The organism is Streptomyces ochraceiscleroticus (assembly GCF_000720485.1).
In the GTDB taxonomy this organism is placed as follows: Bacteria; Actinomycetota; Actinomycetes; order Streptomycetales; family Streptomycetaceae; genus Streptomyces; species Streptomyces ochraceiscleroticus.
In genome coordinates this window covers 113,775-138,754 of the sequence record NZ_JOAX01000014.1, presented here as the reverse complement: position 1 = coordinate 138,754, position 24,980 = coordinate 113,775, and the positions used below count along the sequence as shown (strand labels likewise).

Sequence of the window (24,980 nt, the reverse complement as noted above, 5' to 3'; positions counted from 1 at the left end):
GGACGCCGGTGCCGGGCGGGGGAGGCCGGTCCGGCCGATGGCCCTCACCGGGACGCGCGGTCTCATCGGAGCGCGGGGCCTTCCGGGAGCGAGGGGCGTGGCGGGCCCGGCGAACCCGGTCGGCGTGGCGGAGCCGTCCGGGGCCGAGCCCGGGGCGGAGACGCAGGGCCCGGGGGTCGGGACACGCAGCGGCGCGGGGGACAGGCTCCTGGAGGCCGTACGCCGGAGACTCGCCCGGGCCGGTGCCGAGCCGACGCCCGCCCGGGTGGCCGTGGCGCTGCGCGAGGAGGGGCGGCTGCTCGGCGATGCCGAGGTGCTGGGCGTCGTGGCCGCGCTGCGCTCCGAAATGGTCGGCAGCGGCCCCCTGGAGCCGCTGCTCGCCGCACCCGAGGTGACGGACGTGCTGGTCACCGCGCCCGACGAGGTCTGGGTCGACCGCGGCGGCGGACTGCGGCGCACGGACGTGCGCTTCCCCGATGCCGCGGCCGTCCGCAGACTCGCCCAGCGCCTGGCAGCGGTGGCCGGGCGGCGCCTGGACGACGCGCACCCCTGGGTGGACGCGCGGCTGCCCGACGGCACCCGCCTGCACGCCGTACTGCCACCCGTGGCGGTCGGCTCGACCTGTCTCTCGCTGCGGGTGCTGCGCCCGAAGGCGTTCACGCTGGAAGAGCTCGTCGCAGCGGGCACGGTACCGCCGGGCGGCGACCGGCTGCTGCGGTCGGTTCTGACCGCCCGGCTGTCCTTCCTGGTCAGCGGCGGCACAGGAAGCGGCAAGACCACGCTGCTGAGCGCCCTGCTGGGCCTGGTGGGGCGGGACGAGCGGATCGTCCTGGCCGAGGACTCCGCGGAGCTGCGGCCCGACCACCCGCATGTCGTACGACTGGAGACCCGCCCGGCGAACCAGGAGGGCGTCGGCCTGGTCACGCTGCGGGACCTGGTGCGCCAGGCGCTGCGGATGCGTCCGGATCGGCTGGTGGTGGGCGAGGTGCGCGGCCCGGAGGTGACGGACCTGCTGGCCGCGCTCAACACCGGCCACGAAGGAGGCTGCGGCACTGTCCACGCGAACGCCGCCACCGACGTCCCGGCCCGGCTGGAAGCGCTCGGCTCGACCGCCGGGCTCGACCGTGCGGCCCTGCACAGCCAGTTGGCCGCCGCGCTCTCGGTCGTACTGCACCTCGTACGCGAGCGCTCGGGCCACCGTCGCATCGCCGAGATCCACGTCCTCGACCGCGCCCCCTCGGGCCTGGTCACCACGACACCGGCCGCGGTCTGGCATCCGGCCGGCTTCCGGCGGGCCGAGGGCTGGGCGCGCCTGGCCGCCCTCTGCGACCGGGGAAGCGCCATGAACGGGGGAGACGACGTGAACGGGGACATGCCATGAGCGGGGAGGTGGCGGCGGACGCGATGACGCCGGTGTGCGCGGCCCTGCTGTGCGCGGGGGCCGGTCTGTGGAGGGCCGGTGGCCGGGACAACTCCTTGCGGCGCGCCCGGCTCCTGCTGGCAGGCGGTGAGGGCGCCGGCTCCGGGCCTGCCGTACGGCGACGGGGTGTCGGCCAGTGGCCACGTACCGGGCGGCGCTGGGCGTACGGCGAGCGAGCGGCAGGCAGGTGCTGGACGTGGACGGCCACTCGGTCGGCGCGGCTGGGGCATGCCCTGTGGTGCCTGCCCGTCGGGGCCGTACTGGGTCTCCTGGGCCAGTCGTTACTGCCGGTGGCTCTCGGGGTGTTGGCCGTGCCGGTCGCGCACCGGCGGCTGACCGGCCGCGCCGCGCAACGGGAACGCGACCGTCGTCGTGACGACGTGATCGCGTTCTGCGCGGCGGTCGCCGCCGAGCTGCGTGCGGGCTGCCAACCGGGGCAGGCCCTGGTACTGGCCGGGGCGGAAGGCCGGGCGGGCCCGCCCGGATGGGGCAGTGCGGGGGACGCGGTGCTGGCGGCGGCGCGGTTCGGCGGGGACGTGCCGGGTGCGCTGCGCGAGGCGGCGCGGCTGCCGGGCGCGGAGGGGCTGACAGGCGTGGCCGCGTGCTGGCAGGTCGCCGTGCAGGGCGGCGTCGGCCTCGCCGCGGGCATCGAGCGCGTCACGGCGGGACTCCGGGCGCAGCGGGAGCAACAGGCAGAGCTGCAAGCCCAATTGGCGGGCGCCCGTACGACGGCCTTGATGCTCGCCCTCCTTCCGGTCTTCGGGCTGCTGATGGGCAGCGCGCTGGGAGCGGACCCGCTCCATGTGCTCCTGCACACCCCGGCCGGCTGGGCCTGCCTGGCGGTCGGCGGGCTGCTGGAGTGGGCCGGGGTGCTCTGGACGGGCCGCATCGTCCGCACGGCGGAGGGGCGGGCGGAGCGATGACCGCTGAAGCCGCTGAAGTTATCCACAGCCTGGGGATTGTTTTCGCGCTCGCGACTACCTTGGTCTGTACGGCACTGGTCATCCGCCGGGTCGCTCTCACGGCCGCCGTACGACGCCGCGCGACCCGTATTTTCTCAGCTCTTGGGACGGCGTCCCGCACCTCGACAGCGCACGGTGCGGCCCGCCGCGGGCCGGGCGCCGGCTCGGCCGGGCGCGTGCGCCCGGAGCGGTGGAACGACGCCCTTCGGGAGTGGGTCGTGGTGGCCGCCGCGGCGGGTGTTGGCCTTGCCCTGGTCGGCGGGGTTCTCGGAGCCGTACTGGGTGCGGTCGCCGCGTCCGCCACGCGAGGCCGTCGGCGCCAGGTCCGGGCGCGCTCCGCCGCTCAGGCGGCGGAGGTCGCCGTACGGGAGCAACTGGCCACCGCCGCCGATCTGCTGGCCGGCTGTCTCGCGGCAGGGGCGAGCCCCGGCGAAGCGGCGGCCGCGGTGGGCGAGTCCCTGCGCGGCCCGGTCGGCGAGCGGCTGCGCCATACCGCGGCGGAGCTGCGCCTCGGGGGCGAAGCGGACGCGAGCTGGGGGCGGTTCGCGGAGCTTCCGGGAGCACGGGAGCTGGGGCGCTGCCTGGCGCGCGCCGGAACGTCCGGCGTGCCGGCCGTCGAGTCGGTCTCCCGGATCGCGGCGGACCTGCGTTCCGAGTGGGGCCGCGCGGCAACGGAGGCGGCACGCAAGGCGGGTGTGCTCGTGACCCTGCCGCTGGCGGTGTGCTTCCTGCCGGCCTTCCTGACGATCGGGGTGGCCCCGGTCCTCGTCGGTTTGGCCCAGGACTTGCTGCCCCATGTGTGACGACCCAACGACCAACGATCAACGCGCAACGAACCAAACAAGCCAAATGAACAGAACCAACGAACTGAGCAACTGCCAGTCCATCAGGGGGATCTCATGACAACCGCAGCACCTAAGCCGTCCGGACAGCCGGCGACGCCGTCCGAGAAGGCGCTGGACATCGCGACGGCGGGCGGGCGCAGGCCCGCCGCGCCACCGGAAGAGCGAACTGCCGTACCCGCGTGGGCCGCCGCGGCCGGTACCGCCGTACGCGAGGCGAAGCTGGGGGCAGCAACAGCCGCCGGAGGAAGCGGGGATGAGGTGACGGTGGCCGGCGGGCCCGCGGCGTGGGCCGCTTGGGCCGCCTCGTGTCTCGGCTACAGGAAGGTGACGGGGCGGTCGGTGGCGAGGCGCCGGGCCGCACGTTTTCGGAGCGGCGAGTGGGGGCGGCGTCGGCGTGCCGCGCTGCGGCAGAAGCTGGACCGCGGGATGACGACGGCCGAGTACGCCATGGGGACGCTGGCGGCCTGTGCGTTCGCCGCGGTGCTCTTCAAGGTCGTGACGAGCGGGGCGGTGAGCTCGGCCCTGAGCTCGGTGATCGGCAAGGCGCTCCATGTCCAGGTCTGACCCGCTCGGCGGGGCCGCCGAGCCGACAGCCGTGTCGCTGAAGCCGACAGTCGTGGCGCTGAAGGCGGCTGCCGACCGGGGAATGGTGACGGCCGAGGCGGCGGCGGTGATTCCGACGCTGGTGCTGGTCGTGGCGATGCTCCTGTGGGGGCTGATGGCGGCGTGCGCGCAGATCCAGTGCGTGGATGCGGCCCGTGCCGGGGCAAGGGCCGCGGCGCGTTCGGAGCCCGAGGGCGCCACGCTGGCGACGGCCCGGGCGACCGCCCCGCGCGGGGCGCGGGTGGCGCTGCGGCGGGAGGGCGACCTCGTGCGCGTACGGGTCGAGGCGGCGGCTCCGGCGCTGGGGCCGCTGGCCATGACGCTCAGAGGGGAGGCGGTCGCTCTTGCTGAGGAGACGGTGGGGCGGTGAGCCGCGGCGCGGGAGGAGCGGTGAGCTGCCGGGACGGCGCGGGGACGAGCTGCGGAGACGGCGGGGAGACAGGGGCTCCGCGACGGTCTGGGCGGCTGTGAGCAGCATGGCGCTGTGCGCGGTGTTCGCCGTGGTGATCGTGCTGGGGCAGGCCGTGATGGCCCGTCACAGGGCTGGCGCGGCGGCGGACCTGGCGGCTCTCGCCGCCTCGGCGCGGAGCGTGTACGGAGAGGAGGAGGCGTGCGGTGCGGCCCGTCGGGTCGCGGTGGCGCAGGGAGCGCGGCTGGTGCGGTGCGCGGTACGGGCGGCGGTCGCGGACGTGTCGGCCGAGGCCCGTGCCGGGCCGTTCGCCCCGCGCATCCGCTCCCGGGCGGGCCCGTCGGACGCGCCCCTGAATCCGACTGGGCTGCCCCCGCCCGGGAGTCAGCCGCCGCCCCCACCGGCCCCGGCCTCGGCCGCCCCGTCCCCGGCGTCGCTCGCCCCGGCAGCTCCGGCCCTCGGGGCGGGCCCCCCGCCGGCCCCACCCCTGGGCCCAGCGGCCGCTCCGGCACCAGCTCCCGCCGTTCCGGTGTCGGCTCCCGCAGCCCCGGTGCCGGCCTCCGCCGCCCCCCGCAGCAGCTCCGTAAGCAAGCGGACCGCGCCTCGTTTGTGGAGTGGTTCGTTGCCGTTGCCGCATTTGGGGGACTGGATGCAGGAGGGGCAGCCGGCGTCGCACTCGCAGGAGGCGATGGCCTGACGGGTGGCGGTGAGCCACTCGGCCGCGGTGTGGAAGGCGCGTTCCGCGAAGCCCGCGCCGCCGGGGTGGCCGTCGTAGACGAAGACCGTGGGCAGCAGCGTGTCGGGGTGCAGCGGGACCGAGACGCCGCCGATGTCCCAGCGGTCGCAGGTGGCGAAGAGCGGAAGGATGCCGATGGAGGCGTGTTCGGCGGCGTGCAGGGCGCCGCCCAGCTGTTCCGGATTGACCCGGGCCGCGTCGAGCTGGTCCTCGGTCATCGTCCACCACACGGCGCGGGTGCGCAGCGTACGCGGCGGAAGGTCGAGTTTGGTCTCGCCGAGCACTTCACCCGTGATCAGTTTGCGGCGCAGGAAGGAGACGACCTGGTTGGTGACCTCGACGGAGCCGAAGCACAGCCGTGCGTCGCCCCAGGGCACCTCGGTGTCGGTCTCCAGGATGGAGATGGCGGTGGTGTCGCGGGCGGTCGTGGACCAGGGCGGCGTGGACTCTTCAACCAGGGCGACGCTGTCCTCGAGGTCCAGGTGCTGCACGACGTACGTACGGCCCTGGTGCAGGTGGACCGCGCCCTCGTGGACGGTGGAGTGCGCGGCGGCCTCGTCCACCGTGCCCAGCAGCCGGCCGGTGCCGGCCTCCACGACCTGCACGGGGGAGCCGCCCTGGCCGCGGATGTCGGTGAGGTCGGCGGCGCGTTCGCGGCGGGTCCAGTACCAGGACTTCCCGCGGCGGCGCAGCAGCCGGCGGCGTTCCAGGCCCGCGAGCACGTCGGGGGCCTCCGGGCCGAAGAGGGCCAAGTCCTCCTCACCGAGCGGGATCTCCGCCGCCGCGGCGCACAGGTGGGGCCAGAGGACGTACGGATTGTCGGGGTCGAGGACGGTCGACTCGACCGGCTGGGAGAAGAGGGCTTCGGGATGGTGGACGAGGTAGGTGTCCAGGGGGTCGTCGCGGGCGACGAGCACGGCGAGCGCGCCCTGCCCTGCCCGGCCGGCGCGGCCCGCCTGCTGCCACAGCGACGCGCGGGTGCCGGGATAGCCCGCGATGAGGACCGCGTCCAGGCCGGAGACGTCGATACCCAGTTCGAGTGCCGTGGTCGCGGCGAGTCCGAGGAGGTCGCCGGTGTGCAGGGCCCGCTCCAGGGCGCGGCGCTCCTCGGGGAGATAGCCGCCCCGGTAGGCGGCGACGCGGCCGGGGAGCGACCTGTCGACCTCCGCGAGGCGTTCCTGCGCGATCAGGGCGATCAGCTCGGCGCCGCGCCGGGAGCGTACGAAGGCGACGCTGCGGACGCCCTGTACGGCGAGGTCGGTGAGCAGGTCGGCGGTCTCGGCGGTGGCGGTGCGGCGTACGGGAGCGCCCTGCTCGCCGTGCAGGTCCGTCAGCGGCGGCTCCCACAGGGCGAAGACGACCTCCCCGCGCGGCGAGGTGTCCTCGGTGATCTGCACGACCGGCCGGCCGATGAGCCGCGCTGCGGAGTCGGCGGGCTCGGCGGAGGTGGCGGAGGCCAGCAGGAAGACCGGTTCCGAGCCGTAGCGCGCGCAGACCCGGCGCAGCCGGCGTATGACCTGCGCGACGTGGGACCCGAAGACGCCGCGGTAGGTGTGGCACTCGTCGATGACCACGTAGCGCAGCGCGCGCAGGAAGGAGGACCAGCGGGGGTGGGCCGGGAGGATGCCGCGGTGCAGCATGTCGGGGTTGGTGAGGACGTAATTGCCGTACTGACGCACCCATTCGCGTTCTTCGACCGGCGTGTCGCCGTCGTACACGGCCGGGCGGATCGCCGTGCCCAGCGGGGCGGCCAGATCGCGTACGGCGCGCCGCTGGTCGGCGGCGAGCGCCTTGGTGGGAGCGAGGTACAGCGCGGTCGTCCCCCGCCCGTTGGGCGCATCGGAACCGTCCAGCAGGCCCGACAGCACCGGGGCGAGATACGCCAGCGATTTTCCGGAGGCGGTACCGGTGGCCACGATGACGGACTCGCCGCGCAACGCGTGCTCCGCCGTGCGGGCTTGGTGACTCCAGGGACGCTCGATGCCGGCGGTACGGATGGCGTCGATCACTTCCGTACGGATAGATGCGGGCCAGTCGGCATGGCTGCCGATCCGCGGGGGCAAGTGCTCCGTATGGGTGATGCGCGTAGCGCGGATCTCTCCCCTGGCGAGACGGTCGAGGACCATGCCCGGGGAGGGGCGCGCACCCGCATCCGGCGGCGGTTGATTGGAGGCCATCGGCACCGAGTGTGTCACCGGAGTGACGGACAATGCTCTTAAGGCGTCGTGCGCGCCTGCTGGTAAGTGATTGAATGCCATCGCGGCTGCCGATCCATGGGGGGCGACCGCTCGATAGCAAGGTGCTGGAGGATCCGTGGACCTGTCCCTGTCGACCCGTACCGTTGGCGACCGTACGGTCGTCGACGTCGGTGGCGAGATTGATGTATACACCGCGCCCAAGCTGCGGGAGCAGCTGGTCGAGCTCGTGAACGACGGCAGCTACCACCTCGTGGTGGACATGGAGCGCGTCGACTTCCTCGACTCCACCGGGCTCGGCGTGCTGGTGGGTGGCCTGAAGCGGGTGCGTGCCCATGAGGGCTCGCTGCGCCTGGTCTGCAACCAGGAGCGCATTCTTAAGATCTTCCGTATCACCGGACTGACGAAGGTGTTCCCGATTCACACCTCGGTCGACGAGGCCGTGGCGGCAACCGACTGACGGCTGTCCGGTGCCCCGTGCCGTGTGCACGGGGGCAGGAAGCAGTGGGGGGTACCGGACGACGCGTCCGGCCCCCTGCGTAGCACGCCCGCATATCGAGGGGGATGGCAATGGCCACCGTCGAACTTCGTTTCAGTGCCCTGCCCGAGCACGTGCGGACCGCGCGTCTGGTCGCGGCCGCCGTGGCGCGACGGGCCGGGGTGGACGAGGCGGTGCTCGACGAGGTCCGCCTCGCCGTCGGTGAGGCGTGCAGCCGTGCGGTGGGCCTGCACCGCAGTAACGACATCGGCGCGCCCATCACGGTCATGCTGATCGAGGACGAGAAGAAGTTCTCCATCGAGGTCGGTGACGAGGTGCCGGGAACGCCCGCCGGATCCGTGCCAGGCGTCCAGGGCGCCGACGGCGAGCCGGACGGCGCGGAATCCGTGACCGGCGACGAGGCCGAGGACGAGATGGGCCTCGCGGTGATCAGCGGTCTGGTCGACGACGTCGAGGTGTCCTCCAGCGAGACCGGTGGCGTCATCCGCATGAGCTGGCCGACGGTCCCGGACCCTGTCCTGCCGTAAGCGCCCAAGTTTCAACCCAGAGTCGGCAAGCCCGCCCTGGCATCGGCCGCGCCACAGCCCCGACGGCCGCAGGCCGCCAAGCGCCCTGACGGCGCCCTCTGAGTGCCGCGCACTGTCCGGCTGCCCTCGACCGCGCACCGCGCCGCCGGCAGCCTCCAGCGGTCGCCAGAAGCCGTCGATCCCCGCCAGAAGCCGCCGAGCAGCCGCGAGAAGCCGCCAAGCTGCCGAGATAGGCCGCCAGCGGCCGCGCCAATCCGCCCCCGCGTCCACCGAACCGGCCCCGCTCCTGCTGGTGCTCCCACCGGTGCCGTACGCCGGTCCATGCCGTCCGCGTGCGTGGGGGTGCCACGCACACCTGTACCGGCGGGCCTACGCCTGCGCCTACACGTTCGTACGCGTCCGCACACGCGAGCCGCTCCTTTGGCGCCGGGCGCCGGAGCGGAGGCCGCGGCTCCGCGGCGCGCCCCGTACGGCCTGCGCGTAAAGGATCTCGCGCGGCCGCTCTGAGCAGCGGCGTTCAATAGGACAGCGAGATCATCCGGATGCGGTCAGCGAATTTGCTGCATTCCTTCTTCCGGGCTAATTCTCGGAGCGATCACCTATTGATCTTCGCGGCTGCAGGCGAATTCCCTTTGACGCGTACTGTTTTGATCTAGTGCGGCTCCCTACAATCCGTCCACATCTTTGCTCAGGACGCCTGAGCGTGCATTCGCGCGCCCATGTGCCAAACGTCAAGGAGGACGAATGGCGGGGCCTTACACCCCTCAGATGCTCGACACCCCCACATACCTGGCCGAGCCATCGCTGACGAGCGGCAACCGCGGCATGGTGCTGGTGATCGCCCTCGTGGCGCTGGCGGCGCTCGCCGTCGCGGCCGTACTGGTACGGCAAGTGCTCGCGGCCGGCGAGGGCACCGACAGTATGAAGAAGATCGCCGCTGCCGTGCAGGAAGGCGCCAATGCCTATCTCCAGCGGCAGTTGCGCACCCTCGGCGTATTCGCCGTCGTGGTGTTCTTCCTGCTCATGCTGCTGCCCGCCGACAACTGGACGCAGCGCATCGGACGCAGCGCCTTCTTCTTGATCGGCGCGGGATTCTCCGCGGCCACCGGCTATATCGGCATGTGGCTCGCGGTGCGCAGCAATGTGCGCGTCGCCGCGGCCGCCCGCGAAGCCACTCCGGCCGAAGGGGACACGGCGCCCCGTGATCTGACGGCCGTCTCGCACAAGGCGATGAAGATCGCGTTCCGTACGGGCGGGGTCGTCGGCATGTTCACGGTGGGCCTCGGCCTGCTGGGCGCCTCCTGTGTCGTCCTCGTGTACGCGGTGGACGCGCCGAAGGTGCTGGAAGGCTTCGGCCTGGGGGCCGCGCTGATCGCCATGTTCATGCGAGTCGGCGGCGGCATCTTCACCAAGGCCGCCGACGTCGGCGCCGACCTGGTCGGCAAGGTCGAGCAGGGCATCCCCGAGGACGACCCGCGCAACGCCGCGACCATCGCGGACAACGTGGGCGACAACGTCGGTGACTGCGCCGGTATGGCCGCCGACCTGTTCGAGTCGTACGCGGTCACCCTGGTCGCCGCGCTGATCCTCGGCATGGCCGCCTTCGGCGACGCCGGCCTGGCCTTCCCGCTGCTCGTTCCGGCCATCGGCGTCGTCACGGCGATGATCGGCATCTTCGTCGTCGCGCCCCGGCGCTCCGACCGCAGTGGCATGACCGCCATCAACCGCGGCTTCTTCATCTCCGCGGCGATCTCGCTGATCCTGGTGGCCGTCGCCGCCTTCACGTACCTGCCGTCCACCTACGCGGGCCTCGCGGGCGTCACCGACGAAGCGATCACCGGCCGGGCGGGCGACCCGCGCGTGCTGGCCCTGGTCGCGGTCGCCATCGGCATCGTGCTCGCCGCGCTCATCCAGCAGCTCACCGGCTACTTCACCGAGACCAACCGGCGCCCCGTACGGGACATCGGCAAGACCTCGCTGACCGGTCCGGCGACCGTCGTGCTGTCGGGCATCTCCATCGGCCTGGAGTCGGCGGTCTACTCGGCCGTGCTGATCGGCCTCGCCGTGTACGGCGCGTTCCTGCTGGGCGGTACGTCCATCATGCTGGCGCTGTTCGCGGTCGCGCTGGCCGGTACGGGCCTGCTGACCACGGTCGGCGTCATCGTTGCCATGGACACCTTCGGGCCGGTCTCCGACAACGCGCAGGGCATCGCCGAGATGTCCGGTGACGTGGTGGGCGACGGCGCGCAGGTGCTCACCGACCTGGACGCGGTGGGCAACACCACCAAGGCCATCACCAAGGGCATCGCGATCGCCACGGCGGTGCTCGCGGCGGCCGCGCTGTTCGGGTCGTACCGCGACGCCATCGGGACCGCGGTGGCGGAGGTGGGCAGCGCCGCCCACGGCATGGCCCTGAGCCTGGACATCTCGCAGCCCAACAACCTCGTCGGGCTGGTCCTGGGCGCCGCGGTCGTCTTCCTCTTCTCGGGGCTGGCGATCAACGCGGTGTCCCGGTCGGCCGGTTCGGTGGTCTTCGAGGTGCGCCGGCAGTTCCGCGAGCACCCCGGGATCATGGACTACACCGAGAAGCCCGAGTACGGGCGCGTCGTCGACATCTGCACCAAGGACGCGCTCCGCGAGCTGACCACCCCCGGTCTGCTGGCGGTGCTCACCCCCATCGCCGTCGGCTTCTCGCTCGGCGTCGGCGCGCTCGGCTCGTTCCTGGCGGGTGCGATCGGTACCGGCACTCTGATGGCGGTGTTCCTCGCCAACTCCGGTGGCGCCTGGGACAACGCCAAGAAGCTGGTCGAGGACGGCCACCACGGCGGCAAGGGCAGCGAGGCGCACGCGGCGACCGTCATCGGTGACACCGTGGGCGACCCGTTCAAGGACACCGCGGGCCCGGCGATCAACCCGCTGCTGAAGGTGATGAACCTCGTGGCGCTGCTGATCGCGCCGGCCGTGGTGAAGTTCAGTTACGGCAATGACGCGAACGCCGGCGTACGGATCGGGGTCGCGGTCATCGCGCTGGTCATCATCGTGGGCGCGGTGTACCTATCCAAGCGCCGCGGCATCGCCGTGGGTGACGAAGACAACTCGGGGAAGGTCGCTCAGACGGTCGACCCCGCGGTCGCCTCCTAGCGGGCGACGGCACAGCCGCTCAACGGGCGGGTGCGCGAGGTGTTTTGTACGCCTCGGGCACCCGCCCGTCGGCGTGCCGGGCACGAGAGGTATCGGTCACCGTCCCTTGGTGCAAATGGCTTCAATGCGGGTCGTACCGGATGCTCGTCTCATGGTCAAAGCACTCTGGGCGTGTATGTTCCGGGGCCGAGAGCCATGGAAGGGACCAATCCGGTGAACAAGAAGCTTGCGGCTGCACTGTCCGGCGGTGCGGCACTGGTGCTCGCGCTGACCGGCTGCAGCGACGACAGCAACAAGAAGCTCGATGACTGGGCCAAGCGTTTCTGCGACCCGGCGCAGGCTCAGTTCAAGCAGATCCAGGACGCCAACGCGTCGATGCAGACCGCTGACGACGGCAGCACCGACTCCAAGAAGGTCCAGCAGACCGACTCCCAGGCGTTCCAGAAGATCTCGGACGCGTACGCCTCGCTGGCCAAGTCGCTGGGCAAGGCGGGCGCTCCGCCGGTCGAGGGCGGCGGCGCCGACCAGAAGAACGCGGTCAAGGAGCTGAAGGGTCTCTCCTCGGGCTACGCGGACCTGAAGAAGCAGGTCGACGGCCTGGACACCAAGGACAAGCAGAAGTTCGCCGACGGGCTGCGCTCGCTGTCCGACGGAATCAACAAGCTCAACAAGAAGAGCGAGGCCGCCTTCAAGAAGCTGGAGTCCGGCGACGTCGGCAAGGCGATGGCGGGTCAGAAGGGCTGCCAGACGCAGAAGGCGACAGCCACGCCCAAGAAGAGCTCCTGACCGACGCCGCTCCTACGGAGGCCGCGCCGGTCCGATGCGAAGAGACACATCCGTACCGGGCCGGCCGGGTCGCCGTCGTCGTGCCGGTGGTTCGCTGTCAGTGGTTGCCCTGACAATGGGGGCGTGAGTACGCACCTCCCCGTCGCAGACGACCGAGACCCCGAGTCCGCCGCCCGCACCTCCCGGCTGCGGGAGGCGCTGCTGGCCGCCGGCTTCACCGCCGACGGCCTGCTGGAGCTCCTCGGCGCCACCGCCTACGCTGCGCTGGCCCGCAGTGAGACCGTGCCGGCCCTGCGCGCCACGAGAGGCGATGGCCCGCAGGCGACGCTGGTGCGGCTCTTCCTGCTCCAGCAGCCGGTGCCGGCCGCGCGCGCGGGCGCCGCGCTGCCCCTGGACGACTGCCTTGCCGACGGCTGGCTCGTCCGGGACGGCGACGAGGTCCGCGCCACCGTGGACGTACGGCCGTACGGCGGCCCCGAGGGCCAGGACTGGTGGATCGTCTCCGACCTGGGCTGCGCGGTCGGGGGCGCGGGCGGCATCGGCCGCGGCCCGGCCGGCGTGGACCGCTCCGAGCTGGTGCTCGGCGTGGGCGGCGCGTCCACGACCCTCGCCGGGCTCACGCTGCGCCCCCAGGGCGGCGACCCGGCCTCGGGCCCGTCCTTCGACTCCGTACTGGACATCGGTACGGGCTCCGGCATCCAGGCGCTGCACGCCGCGCAGTACGCCACCCAGGTCACCGCCACGGACCTGAACCCGAGGGCGCTGCGCATCGCCGCCCTCACCCTCGCGCTCTCCGGTGCGCAGCCCGCCGACCTCCGGGAGGGCTCGCTGTTCGACCCGGTCGGCGAGGAGACGTACGACCTGATCGTCTCGAATCCCCCCTTCGTGATCTCCCCGGGCGCGCGGCTGACCTACCGGGACGGCGGCATGGGCGGCGACGACCTGTGCCGCACACTGGTGCAGCAGGCCGCCGGCCATCTGAACGACGGCGGTTACTGCCAGCTTCTGGCCAACTGGCAGCACGTCGAGGGCGAGGACTGGCGCGACCGGCTGCGTGCCTGGGTGCCGCGCGGCTGCGACGCCTGGATCGTGCAGCGCGAGGTGCAGGACGTCACGCAGTACGCCGAGCTGTGGCTGCGGGACGCCGGCGACCACCGGGCGGGCCCGGAGGAGTACGCGGCGCGGTACGAGGCGTGGCTGGACGAGTTCGAGGCGCGCAAGACGAAGGCGATCGGCTTCGGGTGGATCACGCTGCGCAAGTCCGGCGCCGAGGACCCCTCGATCACGATCGAGGAGTGGCCGCATCCGGTCGAGCAGCCGCTCGGTCCCGCGGTGCTCCGCCACTTCGAGCGCCAGGACTATCTGCGGGCCACGGACGACGCGGCGCTGCTGGCCGGACGGTTCAAGCTGGCCCCCGAGGTCGTGCAGGAGCAGGTCGGGCTGCCGGGCGCGGAGGACCCGGAGCATGTGGTGCTCCGTCAGAACAGGGGCATGCGGCGGGCCACGAAGGTCGACACGGTCGGCGCGGGCTTCGCCGGCGTCTGCGACGGCACCCTGCCGGCCGGCCGCATCCTGGACGCGATCGCCCAACTGGTCGGCGAGGACCCGGTGATGCTGCGGGACCGCACGCCGGAGGCGATCCGGATGCTGGTCGAACAGGGCTTCCTGGAGCCGGTCAGCGGCCCGGTGGCGGCCGCGGCCCCCGGGGAGGGCTGACGGAGGAGGCGGGCCTACGGAGGACGGCGGGCTGACGGCGGTACGTACCGGGGAAACGGTACGTACCGGGGAATGTGAAGCCCGTACGGGGGAGTTGCCGCGCGCGTTCACCCGCTGTTCGCCCGCGGGCCGTGCGGGAGTGCCAGGGTGCCCGCATGGAAAGTGGACCCGCGGTGTTCTCCGGTGCCGCCTTCGCGCTCTTCGGCAGCGGGCTGCTGCTGTGGCTGGTGGCGCGCGTCAGCCTCCGTGCGCCGGTCGCCCACGGCGTGAGCCGCCCGCTCGCGGTGACCATGACCGCGCTCTTCGGCACGCTGTTCCTGGCGGCCGGCTGCTGGCTGCTGTCCACGGCGTGAGCATCACGGCGTGAGGGCCAAGGCCCGGCCGGGCGTACGTACCGGTCCCCGCCCGGGGGCCGGTCAGCCCACCACGTTCCGTACGACGCCCCAGACGATCGCGGTCGTCAGGGCCGCGGCCAGGGCGCGCGGCGTCGGCCGGGGGCGGTAGCGGCGGCCCCGCAGCCCTTCGTAGAGCAGCCGCCCGCCCACGTACGCCGCGAGCGGCACTCCGAGGAGGAGCAGCGCCACGTTGTCGTGGAAGGCCGCGGACAGATCGCCGTGCAGCAGGTCGTAGACCATGCGGGTACCGCCGCACACCGGGCAGAGCAGCCCGGTCATGGCGTTGAAGGGGCAGCGCGGCAGGAGCTGACCCGGCTGGTGCGGGTCGGTGTGCCACAGATAGGCGCAGGCCGCCGCCGTGAGACCGGTCACCGCCGCGGCGCCCAGCAGCGTCGCCCGCCGCACCCGCCGCCCGTCCTCCGACGCGTCCGGTGAAGCTGCCCCCGACGCGCCCGGGATCGGAGTGGCCGGCGACGCCGGTACCGCACCGGCGGGGATGTCGCGCTCGCTCGTCATGGCCGGTGCCCCCCGAAGACCTCTGTGTGTGACCCGCCACCCATCCTGCCAGCCGTCCGCGCGCCCCTTCCGGGTCCCCGGGCGGCGCCGTCCGACAGCCGTCCACGGCCCCGGAAAGGCCCGGGAGAAATAGGGACGGGACAGGGAAACGGAATATCGTCCGTACCCCTTCCGTCGCAGCTCCGGAGCGTCTGCCGGAGCCGGATCCGGAGTATCCCCTTCCGTGTCGCGCAGCGCCGTCGGCCGCCCTGTCGCGGCCCCTTCCGCCGCCCCTCGGCGGCGCATGATCACGATGAGTGGCGGGGTCCCCGGCGCGCGGTCCGGTCGGCATGAAGGGCTGGACTCGGGTTACCGTTCGAGTGGCGTTGTGGGCTTTTTCCGTTTGACACGGGGGCGGGATGTACCGTCACACTCCGCAGCGTCACCGAAGAGTCGCCCTCGGGAATCCCCTCCCGAGGTACCCCCCAGCGCCGACCGGAGAGAAGAGCGAAGTTGTCCCCGACCAGCGACACCGCACAAGGCGGCGGCCGCCGACTCGTCATCGTCGAGTCGCCTGCCAAGGCGAAGACGATCAAGGGCTACCTCGGCCCTGGTTACGTCGTCGAAGCGAGCGTCGGGCACATCCGTGACCTTCCGAACGGCGCCGCCGAAGTACCGGCGAAGTACAAGGGCGAGCCCTGGGCCCGCCTCGGCGTGAACGTCGACGCCGATTTCCAGCCGATCTATGTCGTGAACAGCGACAAGAAGGACCAGGTCAAGAAGCTCAAGGAGCTGCTGGCCGAGTCCGACGAACTCTTCCTCGCCACCGATGAGGACCGCGAGGGCGAGGCCATCGCCTGGCATCTCCAGGAGATCCTCAAGCCCAAGGTCCCCGTCCACCGCATGGTCTTCCACGAGATCACCAAGGACGCCATCCGGGACGCCGTGGCGAACCCGCGGGAGCTGAACAAGAAGCTGGTCGACGCCCAGGAGACCCGCCGTATCCTCGACCGCCTCTACGGCTACGAGGTCTCGCCGGTCCTGTGGAAGAAGGTCATGCCGCGCCTGTCGGCCGGCCGCGTCCAGTCGGTGGCCACCCGCCTCGTCGTCGAGCGGGAGCGCGAGCGCATCGCCTTCCGCTCCGCCGAGTACTGGGACCTGACCGGCACGTTTGCCACCGGCCGCGAGGGCGACGCGACGGACCCGGGCACCTTCGGGGCCCGCCTGACCACCGTCGACGGCCGCCGCGTGGCCCAGGGCCGCGACTTCGGCTCCGACGGCCGGCTCAAGTCCGACCAGGTCCTGCACCTGGACGAGACGAACGCGCGTGCGCTGGCCGCGGCGCTGGAGGACACGCAGTTCTCCGTCCGCTCGGTCGAGTCCAAGCCGTACCGCCGCTCTCCGTACGCCCCCTTCCGTACGACGACGATGCAGCAGGAGGCCAGCCGCAAGCTGGGCTTCGGCGCCAAGGCGACCATGCAGGTGGCCCAGAAGCTGTACGAGAACGGCTTCATCACCTACATGCGTACGGACTCCACGACGCTCTCCGACACCGCCATCGCGGCGGCCCGGGCGCAGGTCACGCAGCTCTACGGCGCCGACTACCTCCCGGAGAAGCCGCGCAGCTACGCCGGCAAGGTCAAGAACGCGCAGGAGGCGCACGAGGCGATCCGCCCCTCCGGCGACCGCTTCCGCACCCCTGCCGAGACCGGTCTGACCGGCGACCAGTTCAGGCTGTACGAGCTGATCTGGAAGCGGACCGTCGCGTCGCAGATGAAGGACGCCACCGGGAACAGCGTCACCGTCAAGCTCGGCGGCACGGCGAGCGACGGCCGGGACGCCGAGTTCAGCGCGTCCGGCAAGACCATCACCTTCCACGGCTTCCTGAAGGCGTACGTCGAGGGCGCGGACGACCCGAACGCCGAGCTGGACGACCGCGAGCGCCGGCTGCCGCAGGTCGCCGAGGGCGACGGGCTGACCGCCCGCGAGATGTCCGTCGACGGCCACGCCACCAAGCCGCCGGCCCGCTACACCGAAGCGACGCTGGTCAAGGAGCTGGAGGAGCGGGAGATCGGCCGCCCGTCGACGTACGCGTCGATCATCGGCACGATCCTGGACCGCGGCTACGTCTTCAAGAAGGGCACGGCCCTGGTGCCGTCCTTCCTGTCCTTCGCCGTGGTCAACCTCCTGGAGAAGCACTTCGGGCGGCTCGTCGACTACGACTTCACCGCCAAGATGGAGGACGACCTCGACCGCATCGCACGCGGCGAGGCCCAGTCCGTGCCGTGGCTGCGCCGCTTCTACTTCGGTGAGGGCGACGCCGCGGGCGCCGCCTCCGAGGCGGGCAACGGCGACGGCGACCACCTCGGCGGCCTGAAGGAGCTGGTCACGGACCTGGGCGCGATCGACGCCCGGGAGGTGTCCTCCTTCCCGGTCGGCGACGGCATCATGCTCCGGGTGGGCCGCTACGGCCCGTACGTGGAGCGCGGCGAGAAGGACACCGACAGCCATCAGCGCGCCGACGTGCCGGACGACCTGGCGCCCGACGAGCTGACCGTGCAGTACGCCGAGGAGCTGCTGGCCAAGCCCAGCGGCGACTTCGAGCTGGGCACGGACCCGGAGACCGGCCACCAGATCGTGGCCAAGGACGGCCGGTACGGCCCGTACGTCACCGAGATCCTGCCCGAGGGCACCCCCAAGACCGGCAAGAACGCGGTCAAGCCGCGCACGGCCTCGCTCTTCAAGTCGATGTCCCTGGACACCGTCACGCTGCAGGACGCGCTCAAGCTGATGTCGCTGCCGCGGGTCGTCGGCCAGGACGCCGAGGGCGTGGACATCACCGCGCAGAACGGCCGCTACGGCCCGTATCTGAAGAAGGGCACGGACTCGCGCTCCCTGGAGAGCGAGGAGCAGCTCTTCACCATCACGGTGGACGAGGCGCTGGAGATCTACTCCAAGCCCAAGCAGCGCGGCCGGGCCGCCGCCAAGCCGCCGCTGAAGGAGCTGGGCACGGACCCGGTCAGCGAGAAGCCGGTCGTGGTCAAGGACGGCCGCTTCGGCCCGTACGTGACCGACGGCGAGACGAACGCGACCCTGCGCCGCGACGACGACGTCGAAACGATCACGCCGGAGCGCGGTTACGAGCTGCTGGCGGAGAAGCGCGCCAAGGGCCCGGCCAAGAAGAAGACCGCCGCCAAGAAGACGACGGCGAAGAAGGCCCCGGCCAAGAAGACAGCGGCCAAGAAGACCGCCGCGAAGAAGACGACGGCGGCCAAGAAGACGACGGCGAAGAAGACGACCGCCAAGAAGACGGCGGCGAAGAAGACGGCGGCGAAGTCGGCGTCCGCCGACGACTGATCAGGGCTCGCCCGGGCGTGCGCCCGTCAGGGCGCAGCCGGGGGCGCGGGGAACTGCGCGTCCGGCCACGGTGGCGCCGCAGCCGCCAGAGGACCGCAGCGGCCCCACAGATCGTTTTTCTGTTCGGGCGGGCATCCGGCGACACGCCGGATCCCGCTAGGCTGGCGGAATGACGCGTACCGAGCAGCCAACGGACGTGACCCCCACCTCAGGCGCACTCGCCGCGGACTCCCGCGAGCGCGCCGTGCGAGCCCTGTTGCGCTTCCCTCCCCTCAAACGGCTGTGGAGCGCCCAGTTCGTCGGTGGCATCGGTGATGCCCTCGGTGTCCTGGTCCTGGTCCTGCTCGCGCTTCAAGCGGCGGTCTTCACCCCCCACGGAGGCGTCGCGGCCTTCGGCGGCGGATACCGGGGCGCGGCCTTCGCGGTCGCCGCCGTCTTCGGTGCCCGGCTGTTGTCGACGCTGCTCTTCGGTGCCGTGCTGCTCGGCCCGCTCTCTGCGCTGACCGCTCCCGAGGGGCCGCTGGACCGCCGCTGGACGATGATCACCGCGGACGGCCTGCGTGCCCTGCTGCTCATTGTCGCGCCCCTGTGGATCGACTGGGTACGGGGCGACGCGCTGGCCTACGTACTGATCACGGCCTTCGTCGTCGGCGTCGCCGAGCGCTTCTGGACGGTGTGCCGGGAGAGCGCGGCCCCCGCGCTGCTGCCTGCGCCGCCCGCCGAGGGCGACGCCGTGAGACCGCTGCCGGACAACCAGGAGGCGCTGCGCCGCCTCTCGCTGCGTACGGGGTTCGTGGCGCTCCCCATCGCCGCCGCCGGCCTCCTGGTCATCACCCTGGTCGGGAACGCGCTGGGGGCGGGCATCGAGTGGTTCCACACCCACCAGGCCGCGCTCGGCTCGTACGTCGCGGCCGGTCTCTTCGCCGCGTCCGTCTCGATCGTGTACTTCCTCGAATTCCCCGGCGTCCGGACGCCGCGTCCGCGCTCGCCCCTCGAGGGCCTGCGCCGCCCGAAGACCGGCACCGGCGTCGACAAGGGGCGTACGGGCGCGATCCCGCTGCTCGTCCTGGCCTGTGCCGCGGTCGCCGCCGCGATCGCCGGGGCCGTCTCCCTGTCCGTGCTGCACGTCCGCGACCTCGGCGGCGGCCCGGTCGGCTTCGCCCTCTTCGTACTGGCCCTGGCCGGTGGCCCGGTCCTCGGCATCCGCAGCGCCCGCAAGGTGCTGCCCGGCTTCTCCCGGCGCCGGCTGCTCGCCCTCTCCGTGGCCGTCACCGGCCTCGCGCTGCTCGCCATGGGCCTGGTGCCCGACCCGACCACGGTCCTGCTGCTGGCGCTGCTGGCCGGGGTGAGCGCAGGCATCGCCGCGCACACCGGGCACGCCCTGCTGGACCAGGAGACCGAGGAGTTCCGCAGCTCCCGTACGACCGAGCACCTGCACGCCGTCGTACGGCTCGCGGTCGCGCCCGCCGCGATCGTCGCCCCGCTGCTGGCCGCCGCGATCGGCCCGCATCACCTCGGAAGCGGCTCGTTCGTCTTCGCGCACGGCGGCGCGGCCTTCACGCTGATGCTGGTCGGCGCGCTGCTGCTGCCGGTCGCCGCGTGGGTACTGGGCAAGGCCGACGACCGGCAGGGCGTCTCGCTCCGCCGTGACCTGCGCGAGGCACTGCGCGGCGGCGAGCCGGCCGAGGCCCCGGCCGCGACCGGCTTCTTCATCGCCCTGGAGGGCGGCGACGGGGCCGGCAAGTCCACCCAGGTCGAGGCGCTCGCCGACTGGATGCGGGCCAAGGGCCACGAGGTCGTGGTGACCCGCGAGCCGGGCGCCACGGCGATCGGCAAGCGGCTGCGCTCGATCATCCTGGACGTCTCGACGTCGGGCCTGTCGGACCGCGCCGAGGCCCTGATGTTCGCCGCCGACCGCGCCGAGCACGTGGACAGCGTGATCCGGCCCGCCCTGGAGCGCGGCGCCGTCGTCATCACCGACCGGTACATCGACTCCTCGGTGGCGTACCAGGGCGCGGGCCGCAACCTCGCCCCCACCGAGATCGCCCGCATCTCCCGCTGGGCCACCGACGGCCTCGTACCGCACCTCACGGTCCTGCTGGACGTCGCCCCCGAGACGGCGCGCGAGCGCTTCACCGAGGCGCCGGACCGGCTGGAGTCCGAGCCCGCCGAGTTCCACGAGCGGGTGCGCAACGGCTTCCTGACGCTGGCCGCCGCCGACCCGGCCCGTTACCTGGTCGTCGACGCGGGGCTGGAGCCGGAGGCCGTCACCACGGTCGTACGGCACCGCCTGGACCAGGTGCTGCCGCTCTCCGAGGCGGAGATCGAGGCGCAGGCCGAGGCCCGCAAGGCCGCCGAGGAGGCGGCCCGCAAGAAGGCCGAGGAAGAGGCGGCGCGCAAGGCCGAGGAGGAGCGGCAGGAGCGCGAGCGCCAGGAGCAGCTCGCCCGGCTGCGCGCCGAGGAGGAGGAGCGCAAGCGCCGCGAGATCGAGGCGGCCAAGGCGCGCGAGGAGGCCCGGCAGGCGGAGGAGGCCCGGCAGCGTGCCGAGGAGGCCCGCCGCCAGGCCGAGGAGGAGCGCAAGCGCCGGGAGGCCGAGGAGGCGGCCCGGCAGGCCGAGCGGGAGCGGCTGCGCCGCCAGCACGAGGAGGAGAAGCGGCTGCGCCAGGAGGCCGAGGAGCGCCGCCTGGAGAAGCAGCGCAAGGCGGAGGAGGCCCTGCTCCGCGCCGAGCAGGCCCGGCTCGCCGCGGCCTCGGCGGCCGAGGGGCTGCACGACTCCGATGCGCCGACCACCGAGACGCCGGTCATCAGCATGCGCAAGGAGCCGCAGGAGCACGCTCCGCGGGACGCCGCGGAGACCGTGCCCGAGGGGACGCCGCGGGTGGAGATGCGCAAGGAGGCGCGGCCGGACTCCGGGGGCGCGTCCGACCGCCGTACCGGCTCCGAACCCGGCTCCGATCCCGAGGAGACCGCCGTACTGCCGCAGCCCGAGCCGGTTGCGGACGGGGACGGCGACCGGACGGACGGCCGGTCCGGGGACGCGCGGCGGGCGCCCGCCACGGGTTCCGGTGCCGCGGACGAGACGGCGGTACTGCCCTCCGTACGCCCCGAGGACGCGGCGCACAGTGGCGCGGCCGACGAGACCGCCGTACTGCCGCCGGTGCGCCCCGAGGGCCCGGAGGACCGGGTGCCGTCGTGGATGTTCCGCCCGGAGCAGGGCGGCAGGCGCCGTCCGGCCGCCGAGTCGAGCACCGAGCGCACGGCCGAGCTGCCGCAGATCGACCCGGCGACGGGTCTGCCGTCCCCGGGGCGGACCGGGCAGTCGCCGTACGAGTCGTACGCGCCGCAGCAGCCGCACTCCCAGTACGAGCACCAGCCGCGGCCGGCCGGCCGGCGGCGCCCGGAGTGGGCCGAGGAGACCCCGCTCGACGACCTCCCGACCCTCGCGGACGAGCTGCTCGGCCCGCGCGACACGGAGGAAGAGGAGGAGCGCCACGGCCGCTGGGGCCGCCGCTGATCCCCGCCTCCCGGGTCCTCCGGGGCCTCTCCGGCCCTCGGTACGTACGCGTCGTACCGGGGGCCGGTGGCGTATTCGGGCCCTGGCGGCGCGGCGGCGGCGCGTTTCCGGGCCGGGCGGCTCCCGGTACCGCGCTTTCCGCCCCACGTGGACGGGATTGTCAGTGCCGTCCACCACAATGGGATACGACGGCGGGATACAGGACCGGACACGGGACACGACAGGCGGCGGGGCAGCCCGGCGCGTGGCAGGACACGGACAGGACGGCGGAGCGGCAATGGCGGTGTGGGACGACCTGGTGGGCCAGGAGCGGGTGCAGGAGCAGCTCGCCGCCGCTGCGCAGGACGCGGACGCCCTGGTGACGGCCGAGGAGCCGGGCGCCGCCGTGCCCGAGTCCGCGCCGGAGTCCATGAGCGCGTCCAGGATGACGCACGCCTGGCTGTTCACGGGGCCGCCCGGTTCCGGCCGGGCCACCGCCGCGCGCGCCTTCGCCGCCGCCCTGCAGTGCGTGAGCCCGGACCGCGCGCTGGGCGGCGCCCCCGGCTGCGGTTTCTGCGACGGCTGCCACACCGCGCTGGTCGGCACGCACGCCGACGTCGAGGTGGTCCGTACGGACGTGCTGTCCATCGGCGTGAAGGAGACCCGTGACCTGGTCCGCCGGGCCTCGATGTCACCGGCCGGCGGCCGCTGGCAGGTGATCGTCCTGGAGGACGCCGACCGGCTCACCGAGGGCGCGGGCAACGTCCTCCTGAAGGCCGTCGAGGAGCCCGCGCCGCGTACGGTCTGGCTGCTGTGCGCCCCCTCCATCGAGGACGTGCTCCCCACCATCCGCTCCCGCTGCCGCCTGCTGACGCTGTCCACCCCCGCCACATCCGCGGTCGCCGACATGCTGATGCGCCGTGACGGCATCGAGCCGGCCGCCGCCACGGCCGCGGCGCGCGCCACCCAGGGGCACATCGGCCGGGCCCGCCGGCTCGCGACGGACGAGCGGGCCCGGGCCCGCCGCGCCGCCGTGCTCAAGCTCCCGCTCCGCGTCGACGACATCGGCGGCTGCCTCAAGGCCGCGCAGGAGCTGATCGACGCGGCGGGCGAGGACGCCAAGCAGGTCGCCGAGGAGGTCGACACCAAGGAGACCGAGGAGCTGCGGGCCGCGCTGGGCGCCGCGGCGGGCACCGGCGGGCGGCTGCCGCGCGGCACGGCGGGCGTGATGAAGGAGCTGCAAGACAGGCAGAAGCGCCGCTCCACACGTACCCAGCGGGACAGCCTGGACCTCGCCCTCACCGACCTGACCGGCTTCTACCGCGACGTCCTGGCGCTCCAGCTCGGCACGGCCGCCGAGCTGGCCAACGAGGACGTACGGGACAGCGTCCAGCGCATCGCCGCCGGCTCCACCCCCGAGCGCACGCTGCGCCGGATAGAGGCGGTCATCGCCTGCCGCCGCGCCCTGGACCGGAACGTCGCCCCGCTGCTGGCGGTCGAGGCCATGACGGCGGCCCTCCGCGCGGGCTGAGAACGCGGGGAGCCCACGGCGGCGCGAGGGGATCGCGCCGGGACGCCCACGGCGGCGCGGGCCGGGAGCCGGATTACGCCCCGTACCTCGGCGGACGGCCGAACTCACCCTTACGAGGGCAATAGGCCAGGCATGACCGCATCAGGACCGATACGCTCCCCAGAGCTGTCGCCAACTGTCACCACTGGTCACCAATCGTCACCGAGCCGAGTGCCGCCACCGCCGCCGAACGAGGGACCGTACCCATGGACACCAGCCGTCTGCTCCGCACCTCCGGCGCCGTGCTCGCGGCCGCCGCGCTGCTCGTCTCCTGCAGTAAACCGGCCGGCCCGGACGGCGACGCCGTCGCCTCACCGGCCCAGCACGGCCCCGACGCGCGCCCGGAGAGCGACAAGGCGACCAAGCCCCTGGACCCGCTGCCCACGGCCGTACCGGCGGCCCTGCGGCCGTACTACGACCAGAAGCTGAGCTGGCACTCCTGCGGCCCCAAGGGCTTCCAGTGCGCGACCCTCCGGGCCCCGCTCGACTACGCCAAGCCCAGCCGCGCCACCGACCTGAAGCTCGCGGTCTCCCGCAAGAAGGCCACCGGGCCCGGCAAGCGGATCGGCTCCCTGATGGTCGACCCGGGCGGCCCCGGCGCCTCGGCGATCAACTACCTCCAGCAGTACGCGCCGGAGCCGGCCGCCGTGAAGGCCCGGTACGACATGGTCGCCATGGACCCGCGCGGGGTGGCCCGCAGCGAGCCGGTCCGCTGCCTCACGAACAAGCAGATGGACGGGTACACCCAGGTCGACCAGACCCCCGACGACAAGGCGGAGCAGACGAAGCTCACCACCGCCTACAAGAAGTTCGCCGACGGCTGCCGGTCCCGCTCCGGCAAGGTGCTCGGCCACGTCTCGACGGTTGAGGCGGCCCGCGACATGGACATCTTCCGCGCCGTCCTGGGCGACCGGAAGCTGACCTACGTGGGCGCCTCGTACGGCACCTTCCTCGGCGCGACGTACGCCGGCCTGTACCCCTCCCGCGTCGGCCGGCTCGTGCTGGACGGCGCGATGGACCCCTCCCTGACCTCCCGGCAGCTCAACGAGGACCAGACCGCCGGCTTCAACACCGCCTTCACCTCCTTCGCCGCCGACTGCATCAAGAAGCGCGACTGCCCCCTGGGCACCAAGAGCACCGCCGACGCCGGCAAGCAGCTCTCCGCCTTCTTCCGCCGCCTGGACGCGCGCCCGGTCGCCACCGGCGAGTCCCGCAAGCTCACCGAGTCCCTCGCGACCAGCGGTGTGATCGCCGCCATGTACGACCAGACGGCCTGGCCGCTGCTGCGCGAGTACCTCACCAAGGCGAAGAAGGGCGACGGCAGCGGCCTGCTCGCCCTCTCCGACTCCTACTACGAGCGCGACCCGGACGGCAGCTACGCCAACCAGATGTTCGCCAACCCCGCGGTGAACTGCCTCGACCTGCCGCCCGCCTTCTCCTCGACCGCGCAGGTCGAGGCCGCGCTCCCCGCCTTCCGCAAGGCGTCCCCGGTCTTCGGCGAGAACTTCGCATGGGCGCCGCTGAACTGCGCGTACTGGCCCGCCAAGGCCACCGGCGAGGCGCACCGCATCGAGGCGAAGGGCGCGGCCCCGATCCTCGTCATCGGCACCACCCGCGACCCGGCCACCCCCTACCCGTGGGCCCGCGGCCTCGCCTCCCAGCTCTCCTCGGGCCGCCTCCTCACGTACGACGGCGACGGCCACACCGCGTACGGCCGCGGCAGCGACTGTGTCGACACCGCCGTGAACACCTACCTCCTGGAGGGCACGCCCCCCGCCAAGAACAAGCGCTGCTCCTGACCGCACCACCGCCCCCCGGACCCCCTCCGAAT

Annotated in this window: 17 protein-coding genes and 1 pseudogene; 16 read left to right on the top strand and 2 right to left on the bottom strand. The window is 73.1% G+C overall.

Annotated elements, in window-relative coordinates:
* Positions 1–37: 37 nt before the first annotated feature.
* The 6 genes and pseudogenes from IG84_RS0119340 to IG84_RS42940 form a co-directional block, all read left to right on the top strand.
* Positions 38–1,381, top strand: a complete 1,344-nt coding sequence (locus IG84_RS0119340; protein WP_078649038.1) for a TadA family conjugal transfer-associated ATPase — start codon at positions 38–40, stop codon at positions 1,379–1,381.
* Positions 1,378–2,343 carry a type II secretion system F family protein gene (locus tag IG84_RS0119335; protein WP_031058649.1) on the top strand — a complete coding sequence of 322 codons (966 nt, stop codon included), beginning with the start codon at positions 1,378–1,380 and terminating at the stop codon, positions 2,341–2,343. The genes IG84_RS0119340 and IG84_RS0119335 overlap by 4 nt, the downstream gene beginning before the upstream one ends.
* 257 nt (positions 2,344–2,600) lie before the next feature.
* Positions 2,601–3,185, top strand: a complete 585-nt coding sequence (locus IG84_RS0119330) for a type II secretion system F family protein (protein ID WP_281179353.1) — start codon at positions 2,601–2,603, stop codon at positions 3,183–3,185.
* Positions 3,186–3,551: 366 nt separating this feature from the next.
* Complete coding sequence (locus IG84_RS42945; RefSeq protein WP_382467468.1) at positions 3,552–3,791, top strand: DUF4244 domain-containing protein; 240 nt, start codon at positions 3,552–3,554, stop codon at positions 3,789–3,791.
* A gap of 82 nt (positions 3,792–3,873) precedes the next feature.
* Positions 3,874–4,200 carry a TadE family type IV pilus minor pilin gene (locus tag IG84_RS0119320; protein WP_037800601.1) on the top strand — a complete coding sequence of 109 codons (327 nt, stop codon included), beginning with the start codon at positions 3,874–3,876 and terminating at the stop codon, positions 4,198–4,200.
* A gap of 106 nt (positions 4,201–4,306) precedes the next feature.
* Positions 4,307–4,519 (top strand): annotated as a pseudogene (locus tag IG84_RS42940) (Rv3654c family TadE-like protein); the annotation flags it as partial.
* 104 nt (positions 4,520–4,623) lie between these two features.
* On the opposite strand, the gene IG84_RS0119315 reads toward IG84_RS42940, so the two are convergent.
* The gene (locus IG84_RS0119315; RefSeq protein WP_107053918.1) at positions 4,624–7,233 is read right to left on the bottom strand and encodes a DEAD/DEAH box helicase; all 2,610 of its coding nucleotides are present in this window, start codon (positions 7,231–7,233) and stop codon (positions 4,624–4,626) included.
* A gap of 55 nt (positions 7,234–7,288) precedes the next feature.
* Between IG84_RS0119315 and bldG the strand changes: the two genes are divergently transcribed.
* The 6 genes from bldG to IG84_RS0119285 all read left to right on the top strand — a co-directional run bounded on the left by bldG (position 7,289) and on the right by IG84_RS0119285 (position 14,192).
* Positions 7,289–7,630 carry an anti-sigma factor antagonist BldG gene (bldG, locus tag IG84_RS0119310; protein WP_030260174.1) on the top strand — a complete coding sequence of 114 codons (342 nt, stop codon included), beginning with the start codon at positions 7,289–7,291 and terminating at the stop codon, positions 7,628–7,630.
* Positions 7,631–7,740: 110 nt separating this feature from the next.
* Positions 7,741–8,196, top strand: a complete 456-nt coding sequence (locus tag IG84_RS0119305) for an ATP-binding protein (protein ID WP_031058639.1) — start codon at positions 7,741–7,743, stop codon at positions 8,194–8,196.
* Between the two features lie 744 nt (positions 8,197–8,940).
* Positions 8,941–11,337 carry a sodium-translocating pyrophosphatase gene (locus IG84_RS0119300; protein WP_031058636.1) on the top strand — a complete coding sequence of 799 codons (2,397 nt, stop codon included), beginning with the start codon at positions 8,941–8,943 and terminating at the stop codon, positions 11,335–11,337.
* Positions 11,338–11,550: 213 nt separating this feature from the next.
* The gene (locus IG84_RS0119295) at positions 11,551–12,123 is read left to right on the top strand and encodes a hypothetical protein (RefSeq protein ID WP_031058633.1); all 573 of its coding nucleotides are present in this window, start codon (positions 11,551–11,553) and stop codon (positions 12,121–12,123) included.
* Positions 12,124–12,246: 123 nt separating this feature from the next.
* Positions 12,247–13,839: a DUF7059 domain-containing protein gene (locus tag IG84_RS0119290; RefSeq protein WP_031058630.1), complete on the top strand. Its 1,593-nt coding sequence runs from the start codon at positions 12,247–12,249 to the stop codon at positions 13,837–13,839.
* 155 nt (positions 13,840–13,994) lie between these two features.
* Positions 13,995–14,192, top strand: coding sequence for a hypothetical protein (locus IG84_RS0119285; protein WP_031058628.1), 198 nt, complete (start codon positions 13,995–13,997; stop codon positions 14,190–14,192).
* A 63-nt stretch (positions 14,193–14,255) separates the two neighbouring features.
* On the opposite strand, the gene IG84_RS0119280 is transcribed toward IG84_RS0119285, so the two are convergent.
* Positions 14,256–14,750, bottom strand: coding sequence for a DUF2752 domain-containing protein (locus IG84_RS0119280; RefSeq protein WP_078649033.1), 495 nt, complete (start codon positions 14,748–14,750; stop codon positions 14,256–14,258).
* A gap of 492 nt (positions 14,751–15,242) precedes the next feature.
* Here IG84_RS0119280 and topA point away from each other — a divergent pair, with 492 nt between their 5' ends.
* The 4 genes from topA to IG84_RS0119260 all read left to right on the top strand — a co-directional run bounded on the left by topA (position 15,243) and on the right by IG84_RS0119260 (position 24,948).
* Positions 15,243–18,086, top strand: a complete 2,844-nt coding sequence (gene topA, locus IG84_RS0119275; RefSeq protein ID WP_031058622.1) for a type I DNA topoisomerase — start codon at positions 15,243–15,245, stop codon at positions 18,084–18,086.
* Between the two features lie 169 nt (positions 18,087–18,255).
* A complete protein-coding gene (gene tmk / locus IG84_RS0119270) occupies positions 18,256–21,600 on the top strand; it encodes a dTMP kinase (protein ID WP_031058620.1) in 3,345 nt (1,114 codons plus the stop codon).
* A gap of 277 nt (positions 21,601–21,877) precedes the next feature.
* Positions 21,878–23,110, top strand: coding sequence for a DNA polymerase III subunit delta' (locus tag IG84_RS0119265; RefSeq protein WP_031058618.1), 1,233 nt, complete (start codon positions 21,878–21,880; stop codon positions 23,108–23,110).
* 245 nt (positions 23,111–23,355) lie between these two features.
* Positions 23,356–24,948 carry an alpha/beta hydrolase gene (locus IG84_RS0119260; RefSeq protein WP_031058616.1) on the top strand — a complete coding sequence of 531 codons (1,593 nt, stop codon included), beginning with the start codon at positions 23,356–23,358 and terminating at the stop codon, positions 24,946–24,948.
* Positions 24,949–24,980: the final 32 nt, after the last annotated feature.